This is a genomic window from Rubripirellula tenax (genome assembly GCF_007860125.1).
GTDB classification, from domain to species: domain Bacteria; phylum Planctomycetota; class Planctomycetia; order Pirellulales; family Pirellulaceae; genus Rubripirellula; species Rubripirellula tenax.
This window is the reverse complement of sequence record NZ_SJPW01000004.1, coordinates 702,206-714,218: the sequence shown is the minus strand read 5'-3', so window position 1 is coordinate 714,218 and position 12,013 is coordinate 702,206. Positions and strand designations below refer to the sequence as shown.

Here is a 12,013-nt window from a genome sequence, read left to right as displayed (position 1 = left end):
TCCTTAGTTGTTATGCATCCTCGCGGGTAGTGCGGAGGTGGTCCGTGCGATGCGGAGCCGTTTGGGCCATCGAAGTTTCCACACGCATAGCCGAGCGAGCAAGCTGATGACGTCCTGAATGCATTCCGTTTCTTTCGTCATCGTTTCTCATCCTAGCACCGATCTGCTTCTGCAGGCACTGTCTGTTGCGCGACCAGCTTCGTTCTCACAAAAAGGTCATGTCGTCTGGTCGCCGGATACTGGCTCGCCGCCCCGCCGGTTTGTGTCCATGAGCAAAACCAGCCGGTGTTTCGGCTGAAGGGAGATGATTTTCGAAACGAATGCGAACTCACCGAGCCCTCACGGCCGCGATGAGACTTTCTCCATCGGATGAGAAGCAGGCGTCGACAATCATGACGTTTTCCTGCTTGTAGGTAATTTGAACTGGTAGTGTACCGCGATCGATCGCGACACTACGTGGCTCGACCGTGCCATTCACAAACGACATCACAAGAATCTGATTGTCATCGGGGTGCCAATCTATCGACGAGCCGGAGATGAATCGGACATTTTCGTCTTCCGCCTTGATGATTTTGATCGACTTGGTTCCCTTATCAATGTCAATGACAACGAGCCCCGGCTGACCATTTTCTTTCAGCGTTCCTGTGCAAGCAACTTGTCGACCGTGCTTGCTCCACTCGAAATGGAAGCTCATTTCATTGAACGGAGATTCATCCTCTGAAAACGCATTTCTTGTTTCACCACTCTTGAGATCGTAGACGCGCAAGATGTTCTGTGGCACTGCATTTCCGTCTTCATCGCGGCCCCCACGAAAGACAATCGACTTTCCGTCCGGTGACCAGCGACCGCCCCAAGCCCCCCTATCCGCGATCATCTTTTTCGCACTGCCATCTACGCTCAACGTCCAGATCGACATTCCCTTGGCGCCGTCCGGCTCTCCAAACACCGCTGCACGACTTACAACGATCTGTTTTCCGTCAGGCGAGAATGAGGGCATCACGCCATCGCATACGTCTTTTGCCTCTGTGCCATCGAAGTTCACCATGATGACTCGTGATTCTTGCCAGGCAAACCCCAGGTCGGCAGGCCATGCATCGAAGACAACATGGCTTCCATCGGCAGAGACATCAGGAGTGCCCTGGCGATCGAACTTATGCCTTAGCGTGACATCTTGAACGAGTGGTCGGATGGGTGTCCCATTTCGCTCGCAAACATGAAGAAGCAGACGATTCGGTTTCGAAGGATCCACGTCCAAACGTTCCTCAGCAAAACCAGTTGTTGAGAGAGCAGTGGCGAGAATGGCCGACCGAACAAGAGTCAACACGCGTAACATGGGGTTTCCTTAGGTGATGTAGCTTGGAACATTCGGAAAATGACAACTCACGAACTTGACTTAGGACAGTCAATTACCGCCCTAGCAGCGCTCACCAGACCGTCGGTCCACTGCCGTCTAACGGCCTGAACTAATCGTTTCGAAGTACTGTCGGATGGCGGCGCGGTAGCGGCCGGGGATGTTGTCGCCTTGCTCTTGCAGCAGGCCATCACCGAGTCGAGAGATAACTTTGATCCAGCGCTCGTCGGCTTGCTCTAACTTGCCGCCGTCCATGTCATCCCGGCTTCTGGATCCAGTTCGCATTTGTATCTTTTCCGAAAATGACCGCAGTCCTTGTTCGCGCTTCTTCTGCTCTGCTTCCATCATCTTTTGAATCATTTGAGCAATGCTGGAACCGTCGCCGCTACCTTGTCCGCTGGATCCGTTGCCGGACTGTTGACTGCGCCAATCACTGATGATTCGCAGGTTGCTGGGGCGGTTAGGGATCCCGAGTATTTCATTGAGCGGAAGTTCCCGCTCAAGATCTGCAAGAATCTCTTCGAGCGTCGGATCACGCAGCAAACTCGCGATCGGATCTTCAACGGGAAGCTCGTCTAGGATCTTGACGACTGCGACCATCAACTCGTCAAAGATCAACTCAGCTTCCTCAAATTGATCATCAGCTGACTTCAACCTGAGCGTTGCCTTTGGTAGATCTTCTTTGCGAAGCGACATCACGCCGGCTAGTTGGGTGGGCTCGATTCCCGTGTCAATCTTCGCGAGCAGTGCACCCGCCAACTTGGCAATATCTTCAGGCACAGTCCCGTCTGCTTCTGGCATCAGCGCCGCGATCTGACGAGGCAGAGTCGACATCTTGTCCGCATACTCGTGAAGGTCGACCATCAGCTGGTGTTGATCGACGGCCAAAGCTTCGCCGTGCCTGTCCTTGGCAATCGCATCGATTTGGAATCGCCATCCCAGGATCCGAGCACGAACCTGAGTGACTTCAAACAACCGGTTTGTGGCGTTCGCAATAAGGTCAGCCTGCGTCGAGCTGCTTCCCAACGTCGTCAGTCGCTGTCGTAGTCCGTCAAGTTTCTTGACGAGTTCATCAGCCAATGCTTTGACTTCGTCATATTCAACAGCGTCTTTATCGCTCTGTTGGGCCTGTTTGAGGACTTCCACACGGAGCTGTTGCGCCACGGCGGATGCTTGTCGGAATGCATCGAACGCCTGAGTGCCCTCCACCGTTGGCGTGGTTTGGTTGAGTGGCATCCAAGTATCGAAACGATCCAATGAATCGGCCAAGTCACCTGTCAAACGGTAGGCCACTTCGAGCGTTCGCAGCGCCACGCGATTCGCGCCAGGAACCGAACCGGTTTCTCTGATCTTATCGTCGGGAATCGTTAATTGTTCAGCGATTTTCGTCAGTTGAGCCTGGCGGCGGGCAAGCAATGAGAACTGGTCTCGAAGCGTATCTGCTTGGTTGCGAGACGACTCGCTGAAGCGTTTGAGCAGTCGCGGATCTTCTGAGAGTATTCGAGCCAGTTCAGCTTCGAGATCGCGGCGGGCCTCGAGGATTTCTTGAAGCCTCGCTAGATACTCGTCATCGAGCTCGAACTCCACACCCTTGCGTTTCAAATCGTTGATGCGATCACGTTGAGCCTGCAACTTTGCCAAAGTGTCTTCGATGTAGACGCGGTAGACTTTTTGGAATTCCTGCAGTTTCTCCTCCATCAATTGCGCTCGTTTCTCGCGTTCGTATCGTTTTTGCAATTCATCCAACCGCGTAAGTGCACGTTGAACTTGTCCGCGAGCACTGTCGATCAACGTGTAACGTGAAGCTGATGTGGTCTTCTTCGCTGTCACACTATCGCTATAAGCTGGGTCCAGATGCGTCAGCGCAATGTCGGAGACTTGTAGCCCGACGAATGCATAGGGGGTTCCATTCGTTCTTGCAGTCAGCGCATCCACTGCGTCGACTGATTCGCCAATGCGATCAATCGCGATGGATAGCGATTTCTGTTGCGGACTTTCACCGCCAGTATTCCCTGCAAGGTCAGTCCCACCGCTGGGACCGGCCTCGCCCAGACGCAACTCGGCCTCCGTCAACCAGAGTTTCAAACTTTGCAGTACCGGATCAATCGCGATCTCTAGCTTCTTTCGAGCTTGTCCCTCAAAGCTTCCCGCAAATTTGTCGATCTTAAGTTCCATCGTTGAACTCTTGGACGGTTTGGCGACATCAAGTCCACGAGTGGTTGGGCGTTTGGATGAATCGTCTTGAGGTTGGCTAGATTTTGATTTCGAAGGTTCCGATGGCTGGCTTTGCGATTGCGAATTCGGTGCCGATTGCGGATTCTTGGATGACGAACTGGCTGGCGAATTGGCAGGAGGCGTTTTCGGATCGTTTGGAGTTTCCTCGTTCGAAGCACTTTCGTCGGTCATCTCAGCCGGTTCCGAAGGAGTACTCTGGTTGGACTCTTTCTCTTGCTTTGCACCGGCATCCGAAATCGCAGCGGGCTTGGACTTCTGAGGATCCGTTTGCTTCATTTGCGAGGATGCAGCCATTGAGGGATCGTTCGATTGAGATTGAGGGTCCGGGGAGGATTCCTGAGTTGTCGATGGCGATGACTCGGGCGCGTTGCGGTTCATTTCTGTCGTTGTCTCAGACTTCTCTGAAATCGGAGCGTCTGCAGAGGAATTCGACTTCGTTGTCTTCGTACTCGATTCAGTTCGTGCATTTGCAGTTTTGTTTTCGTCTTCAGAAGTCGGTTGCGACGTTTGATTTTGGTCCACTGCCCCAGCTTGTTCGCTGTCTCCGGTCAGTTGCTTCTTGTCGTAGACCTCGACGCGGTACTGAATCGTTTCACCATGTTCCAAACCGAGTTCCGATAAATTCAAGTCAGCGCCGGCCGTCAATCGCTTATTCCCGCGTTTGTCGTTCATTGAAATCGGAATCGATTGCAACAGCGTCGTTTCCCCTGTTTCGCGGTTCGTTTTGGTCACGATCAACTCAGCTCGCTCGATACCGAAGTCGTCCTGTGCCTCGAATTCGATTCGCACTTTATCGTCTGGCCGGACGGCAGCATCTGGCGAGGGTTTGGTGATCCGGACCGTCGGTGCAACGTCCTCGACCGCTTTGATGCTGAGTTCAAAGGTGTCGATGTTTTCAAGTCCGTTGGGTTCAACGAGGTGCGGCGTCATGCTGACAGAGTCCTCAATCGATAGCGTGCACTGATACCACTGGTCATCTGTTGGAAACATCGAACGTAGTCCCTGCTCGGGTTGCAGGATCCACTCTGCACGTTCAACCTCACCTTCGACTTGCAGTGCCAGAATGACTTGTGATCCTTTGACGACGGTAATCGAACGAGGGATTTTCGTAAGAACGTTTTCGGGCCGATTGATATATGCGGGTGAAATGATTCGGACCTCTTTGTGAACAATCCTCGGACGTTTGGCAACTTTGACGTTCATCCAATCACTGCGGAAGTCACCCGCTGTCAGGCGGTAATCGAAGGAGTCTTTCACTCGTGGGATTTGGTATCGAAGTTCGTTTTCGTTGGCACCTACAAGGCTGAGCGTGCGTTGAACGATCTCCGATGCATTGAGTCGTTGCTCCAGCAGCGCAGATTCAACGGGATCGCCAGAAACTTCGGCCGCAAATTGCCATGGTTCGTCCACGCCAATCACGACATTCGCAAAGTCGGAGTCGACAACTGTTCGAGTCAATTTCGTCGATGGCCAAACGAACCGGGACAGGAGCACCGCAGTGGATCGAGTTTGCGTAACGAGCAATCCCAGCAACAACACGCCGCAGACAGCGATCGTGGCAAGTGGAATACGAAACGAGTGCCGCTCGACAAACTCCGCAGGGTCAACTTGATCGTAGAGCGATTGTGTTTCTAGCAATACGCGGTGCATCATTTGACGATCGGGCACGATGCGATCCGAACTGTTCAGAGAAACAATCGTTTGCAATCGTTCTTCCAACATCGGCGCGGCGCCATCTGCCTGGGCCGCAAGTTCAACGAACTGGCGACGCTGTCTCAAGACCCAAAGAGTGACGCTTGCAAAGGAAACGATCGTAATCAAGAGTGCCGTGGTGCTGATGGCGATTCGCGTCGATTGGGAGAGCCAACCGAACGTTGAGTCGAGTGCAATCGCGATCAGTGCCAAAACTAAGATCACGGCAATCGCGATCGTGACCGCGTATACGATTCCTGACCGGACGTTGTTGCGGCGCAATTCGCGGAGCGTTTCTTCAACACGCTGAATCAAGGGGGGATGAGGGGCGGTCGCAATCATATCAAACCCTTTGTTTTGCGAATGATCCATTCAGTCGACAAGCATCCAGCAACAAGCCATAGCATTGACCAACGATTCCAAATCGGCGTCCGTTCTTGAATCGTGGTGACTTCTTCATCGAGCGGTAGCAGTGCCATCATTTCTTCAGCGGCGGATGGCGTGAGCAAGTAACCGCCCGTGGCCGACGAAATCTCAGCCAAGAACGGAAGGTTGGATGTCGTCAGTACTCGCTCGATGTCGCCAAGTTGTTCGACGGTGATGCGAATGGGTGGTGAAACGCGATCCACCAATTCATCCGAACGGACTTGATCGACATAGGGACCAACGGGCTCAAATTGGTACTGGTCGGGCGTTAGGTCACGAAGTTCGGTTCGGTACGTCCCAGGAAGACCAACGTCTTCAAGCAGGTCAATGGTTCGCGACAGGCCAGATGCTGCGTTTGATTCACTTTCACTTCCTCGAATCTGCACCGAGACTTCACCACCGCTGACCAACAGGCCATCAGCACCGCGAAGTTGAGCCACAACCTGGATCGTATCACCGAACGCATAGTTCGATTTGTCCGTTTTCAACTGGACGAGTTGCTGATCCGCTGCAACGTCTGACGCCATGAGCCAACGAAGCATCTGCCCCCAGAAACGATGGTGCCGAGTGTCGCCACTGCGGAAGCGAAGCTTGTAAGCAGACGGCGACGATAAGTAAACGACATGTCCTGAACCAACACGGTGCCAACACAGCCAAGCTTGGGCGTTTGCGAAGGGTTCGAAGCTCGATGGCACTTCATTGAGTGTCTCATTGCTTAGTTCGAATTCCGAGTTTGCATCGACGATGCGAGCCAGCACACGAGAGGAGTCTCGCGGGACCGAGAACGGTGAAACGTAACCGAGCGGCACCCGCGATGAAGTTACCGCCCATTGCCGCTTGCTTTGAATCGCGTTGGACTCGATCTGCATCGCCGGATGTAATTGCCCGTCCCGAGTGAGAGCAATTAACGGCGCGATTGTTGGACTGGGATGCGGCGTCGGCTGAATCGGCAGCAGGTCAAACAGAGGTCGATTCAGATACGCTTCTGGCATCGAGTTTTTGCCAGCGATGAAGATGACTTTTCCTGCTCGCTGGGACACATAGTCTTGGAGCGACGACTCGCTTGCCTCACTCAGTTCAAGGTCGCCCAAGATCACGATGTCGTACATCGCCCAATCTTCAACCGTCGTTGGCAGCGATCCGCCTAAAGCCGAAACCGCGCCAGTTGCGTGAGAGTGCGGTTTGACTAGATACTCGTCGGCTTCCACACGTGAGTCGCGAGCAAACAACAACTGCAGATACCGGTATTCCCAACGTGATTCGCTATCCGCTAACAACAGCCGGGTCTTGCCGACAACCGTTTCGACTGAGAGCGACGAGACATTGTTTTTTTCGCTCACTTCACCTTCAATCGGTAGAATCGCCAAATCGAACTCGCGCGTACGGAGTTCATCAGCGGGCACACGAAACTCCAAGCGAGTGTCCGAAACAACCGACTCAATCTGGATTGAGCGGCGTTCGATTTCCTTATCACCTTCTCTCAGCACCACTTCCGCTGAGACGTCGACACAGTCATAGGCAGAGACGATCGCTTCGATCTTGATGTCATCGCCAACTGCCACCACACGAGGTGCCGTAAGCTGATGGAGTACCGCGTCGCGGCTTCTCATCGCATTGCCAATGCCGACCGCTACCACGGGAACTCCGCCAAGCGATCGAGCCGCAGCGACGGGCGACAACGTTCCTGTCGCATTGTGTCCGCCTTCGGAAACCAGAAACACAGCGGCAAGCCGATCGCTGGCTACTGTCGGTTGAGACCACGCGATGGCTGCTGCCAAATCCGTCCGTGCATTCTCACTCGTGGTCTCATCCACAATCGCTGGCCCCGTCAAACCCGATTCCCAATCGGTGCCGATAAGCGTTTGCACGGAAGAATCGAAAACGGCCCGCCGAATTTGCGTTGTTTTGGCGAGATCATTCAAGATGCCTGTCTCCCAACCCTTTAGCCAATCGCCGACGAAATCCTTGCGGGATCGACCTGTAAAGCTCGGCGGATTGGCGAGACGCTCTCGCTGCAGGGTATGAATGATGGCGTCCAAATCTGCCGCTTGCTGCTCAAGCGTTTCCACGAGCCGGTCTGCGACACGCTGCGACCCGTTCTTCGTTGACAAACTCGTATCGCCATCGGGTTTCGAAGCCGCGTCGTCGAGTTGCTTGCGATCGGCTTGCACTCCGCGAACCTCGTCATGAATCCCTTGCAGTCGGTTTGCCAGTGCACGATCAAGCGAAGTCGATTCTGTATTGATTGCCTTCAAATGCAGCAGGCATCGCTGCAGCGCGAAGTCCAATCTCTCTAGAAGTGGAGATTTCGCTGCACTGGACAACGTCGCGGACTCCAGCCAGTTGACCCGTACAATTGCAGCTGCAAAACGCAGATCGATGGCTGCTTGGTCGATCGCGGTCATGGCTGAGTCCCCGCTTTCGACCCACGGAAGCATCTCTGCAGTCAGAGTTTGGTCGATCGTGTTCATGCTCTCGCTGCGATCAGCAAGAATCGCAATACTTCGCTTTTGGGTGATCGTTTGCTCCGAAACTTGGCTTGGTTGCAGCAGCATCCAACTGACAGCCAGCAACGCCACGAGCCTTAGTAATCCGAACACGATTGTCCAGACTCGTCCGATGACCGAACGCTCGACCCACAAGATTGTCCCCATCAAGACCATCAACGCCACGCCGATTGCGATTGCCGTCGTCGGTGAAAGCGCTCCGTCGAAGACCCATCGAGTCACGGATTGCGAATTCGATTGACCGAGCAACAAATTCATCATGATTTTGCCCTCGACTTCGGATTGAGTACGGGCGACTTGAAAACGGGCGGTTGGATCGGTGCATCCAACGAACGCGAGCTCAGATCGGTCCCTGTCGCAGGCATCTCACCCGCTGGTTTCAAGGCAGCCCGGCCAAAGCGACGAATCGAGGCATAGCTCGCCAGTAGCAGCTCCAACACGAGGAAGCCCAGCAGCCCGTACAGCAACGGAGTCCAGATTGGCAGCTTCGGGATGTCGTTTTGCTTCGGCATGTGTTCGCGATCGGTTTCGCCGACTCCAGTCCCTTTAATCCAGCCTCGCAAGTTCTTTGATACGTCGTACACAGAGGCGTTTGGCAGGTTGTCGAGCTGTTTGGAAACGTTGGCAGAAAGCAGCGCAAGTTCAGATTCTTCAGGCGGACGAGTGACGGCAAAATGCTGTCGCTGCCGATCGTCTGGCTTGCTGCCCTTGATGGGAATTTGAACAGTGTAAATCCCTGCTTCAAACGTTGACGGATAACGCCAATGGTCTGTGATGACCGACTCGTCCAATTTCTCTCCACCGGGTGTGATGACCTCGGTGGTCACCGTCCGTTTCTCTGAGTCCCTCACAACATCAACCGGCAAACGCATCTCCAGCGGTGTGCCAACGTCAACGTTGACAACGCTATGACGCGGCGCGGACAGATGCCGCAACCAACTATCGGCCATCACGACGAACGATCCGGTCAGTGGCCAATTTGTCCAGGATGGATGGATCGCGACCGTTTGCAAAACCACTCTCCCCTTGCCGTAGCCAGACAACAACGTCAACGGATCGCCGCCACCTGTACGCAAGATGGTTTGCGCTGAGGACTCGGAACCAGGACGAGTGACGGAATAGAATCGCTCGATAAGAACTTGATCCAAGTCGGTCAAAGAGGATTCCGACAACCACTGGACCATCGGATGATCCCGCGTGGGTGGATGAATGCGTGAACTAGATGATTCCATGACATCCGATTGGATGCCTGCGTTCGCCGCTACGCCTTCATCTTCGCGAGCCACTTGTACAACTTCGAGCGAATTCAACATCACTGAAGAAAGGCCCAAGCCTCCCGCGTACCAATCGCGATTGTACGTCTCCACATCGGTTTCGTCCCCAAGCACCAACCACAGTCCGCCACCGGCACGAACGTAGTCAGTCAATCGCTGTATGGTTGCTTTGGTCGGCGATGTCGCGTCCATCCAAACAACAGCATCGAAAGCGTCAAGAGATTTGTCACCCAACTGCGAGTTAGTTGACCGCTCCACTTTGAACAAGCTGTCATATTCACGCTCCGTTTCGTCAGGGCTTTCCTTGTCCCTACGAGTTGATATGCGAGTCGAACCCGGCTTGTCTCGTTCGCCCAGTGCCGCGGATAAGAAATCAGCTGCACCCAAACGCGTTCGATTCGGTTCACGATCGCTAACGATGAGTACCGGTATCCGATCGAGTACCTGCACGACGGCGTCACTTCGATTGTCCGCCATCAGCGAGTCTCGGGCACTGATTTGGCAAGCGACCACTTGCGAGCCAGGATCTTGAACGACCATGCTGCAACTCAAAGTTTCACTCTCACCAGGACCGAGCGACTTCACATCAACGCGGCTGACTTCTTTGCCGCCAAGCGACCATACGGCACTGGTCATCGGTGAGGATCTCGTCGATCGATTCACCACTCGCGTTGAAACTTGCAATCGCTCGCCAGGTGCTTTGCGCCAATCCAATGACGAGAGCGGGTCAAGTGAGACGTTGACAACGGTTTCCGTCATGGCGGACGATAACCCTAGATGGATTTCAGTATTCGCATGTTGCTGTAGAGTTTGGCAAAAGCCTGCGACCGATTCCGCAGACTCCAGTCGCCAGTCGGTCGCTCGCCCGTCCGTCAACAACCAGACACGTCGCTTGGGGCGGCTCGATGGATCATCGGATTCAAACTCCGTTGACATTGCAAAACGCATCGCTGCAGCCAAATCGCTGCGAGCCGCTACTGGGCGGACGGATTCCAGTGCTTTCACCAAGGTCGATTTCCCAAGCTCATCATTCCTCGTCGACTTACCCACCTCGGACTCACCAAGCCATTGGGGACGCCCGGCCGTGGTCAAGATACGGATCGATGCACCCCGTGGCCGTGACTCGACCCACTGCTTCGCCTGTTCCCGCAATGAATCAATGTAGGGTTCGCCCTTACCGTCAAGACATGACGTTGAAAGAGACTGATCGAGCACCAAAACGTCATCAGTGCGAGTCTCGAGGGTTCCGTATTTCTCGCTGTGCAAGAGCGGCCGCGCAAGAGCAAAAATCAACAGCAACAATAGCAGGCAACGCGCCAATAGCACGAGCCATTTATCGATATTAGAGAATCGCTGTTGTCGATGATCATCTTGAAACAGAAACTGCATCGCGCCCCAGCCGATGGTGTCACGGCGACGTTTGCGCCATAGATGTACCGCAATGGGAATCGCCAACAGCGGCAACGCCAACATGAACAACGGAGCGAGAAAACTCATCGGCGAGCCCTCCCCGCCGACGCGCCGCCAGCGCTGGATGCACGACGCTGAAGAAATCTCTTCAGCACATCACCGATGGATTCGTCGTTGCGAATGGAGATCAGTTCGCCACGACAGGAAGTGACTGTATTGCGGAGTGCTGCACGATGTTTTTGCATCCGTTCTAGGTACGCATGTCGAACGTTACCTGGGTCAATATCGAGTTTCTGTCCGGGTTGTTCGAGATTCTCAAGGATCATGCTACCGCGAAAAGAAAAGTCGATTTCGTCCGCAGCCAAAACTTCAACGACGATCACGTCGTGCCCAGCTTGCGCCCATGCAAGCAGTCCCTTCTTCAAATCAGGCAGTGAACATAGGCAATCCGACAACAGGATCAACATTCCACGACTGCGATTTCTGGCGGCGGTTTCCGTTAGGCAAGCGCCAAGATTCGATCGCCCTTGCAATTTTGCGACCGCCAGAGCTTCGTTCAACTGGATGATCGTCTCGGGCCGGCAACGTGGTGGCAGAGTATTGCTGATCGTTTCACCAATGATGGCAAGCCCGACGGCATCGCGTTGTCGCACCATAATCCGCGCCAAACAGGACGCGACCGTTCGAGCGATATCGAACTTGCTAGCTGCGTTTGCGCCGTTACGTTGTTTTCCTGAATACGACATCGAACCTGACGCATCCACAGCCAAGATTGCCTTCAAATTTGTTTCGTCTTCGTATTGTTTGATGTGGTAGCGATCGTTTTTCGCATGCATTCGCCAATCAATCATTCGCACGTCGTCGCCGTTGCTGTAGGGACGATGTTCCGTGAAATCAGTGCAACCGCCGCGATGCGTGCTACGGTGTTTTCCCGATAGCAGTCCGTCTGCCATCCGACGCGAAATCATTTCCAATTGACCAAGCGCCGCGAGGGGGTTTTCAGAGAGGGGCAATGCCGAACCGAAAACCGGATCCATTGAATCCGGTCGGCCCTGCGAGCGGCTGAACCACCGTCGAATCGTTTCGGTTGATTTCTGAAACATGGCGTCAATCGTCAG

At 54.1% G+C, this 12,013-nt stretch carries 5 protein-coding genes; all 5 read right to left on the bottom strand.

All coding sequences use genetic code 11. The features are described 5' to 3' along the window. Positions 1 to 328: 328 nt before the first annotated feature. The 5 genes from Poly51_RS17310 to Poly51_RS17290 all read right to left on the bottom strand — a co-directional run bounded on the left by Poly51_RS17310 (position 329) and on the right by Poly51_RS17290 (position 11,998). Positions 329 to 1,249 carry a TolB family protein gene (locus tag Poly51_RS17310; RefSeq protein ID WP_186775625.1) on the bottom strand — a complete coding sequence of 307 codons (921 nt, stop codon included), beginning with the start codon at positions 1,247 to 1,249 and terminating at the stop codon, positions 329 to 331. 201 nt (positions 1,250 to 1,450) lie between these two features. Further along, positions 1,451 to 5,620: a hypothetical protein gene (locus Poly51_RS17305; RefSeq protein ID WP_146459025.1), complete on the bottom strand. Its 4,170-nt coding sequence runs from the start codon at positions 5,618 to 5,620 to the stop codon at positions 1,451 to 1,453. After that, positions 5,617 to 8,472: a hypothetical protein gene (locus Poly51_RS17300; protein WP_146459024.1), complete on the bottom strand. Its 2,856-nt coding sequence runs from the start codon at positions 8,470 to 8,472 to the stop codon at positions 5,617 to 5,619. The genes Poly51_RS17305 and Poly51_RS17300 overlap by 4 nt, the downstream gene beginning before the upstream one ends. Next, a complete protein-coding gene (locus Poly51_RS17295; protein ID WP_146459023.1) occupies positions 8,469 to 10,982 on the bottom strand; it encodes a BatA domain-containing protein in 2,514 nt (837 codons plus the stop codon). The genes Poly51_RS17300 and Poly51_RS17295 overlap by 4 nt, the downstream gene beginning before the upstream one ends. Beyond that, a complete protein-coding gene (locus tag Poly51_RS17290; protein ID WP_246114573.1) occupies positions 10,979 to 11,998 on the bottom strand; it encodes a DUF58 domain-containing protein in 1,020 nt (339 codons plus the stop codon). The genes Poly51_RS17295 and Poly51_RS17290 overlap by 4 nt, the downstream gene beginning before the upstream one ends. Positions 11,999 to 12,013 lie beyond the last annotated feature (15 nt).